Here is a 275-nt window from a genome sequence, read left to right as displayed (position 1 = left end):
CAACCAGGTTTTAAGTATGCTGAAACATCAGGTGGCGGAAACTCTGGTCAGAGTGTGGAGGAAATCAATAAAGTAACGAATGGGTTCTTACATCAAGTAGCAATGGCTTTTGGTATTCCAACCGCTTTGTTATATGGCGAAATGGCTGATGTAGAGAAGCAAACGAAAAATTATATGCTTTTCACAGTAAAACCTTTGTTAAAAAAGATATCAGATGAAGTAAACGTTAAATTTTTTGAAATGAACGAGTACCTTGAAGGACAAAAGATTGAGGT

General features: G+C 36.4%; 1 pseudogene. It reads left to right on the top strand.

Going from position 1 to position 275, the window contains the following annotated elements:
• A pseudogene (locus JDS99_RS31280) lies at window positions 1-275 on the top strand (phage portal protein); the annotation flags it as partial.

It is taken from the genome of Bacillus cereus group sp. N6 (genome assembly GCF_016483705.1).
Lineage (GTDB): Bacteria > Bacillota > Bacilli > Bacillales > Bacillaceae_G > Bacillus_A > Bacillus_A wiedmannii.
This window is presented reverse-complemented; position numbering and strand designations above follow the sequence as displayed.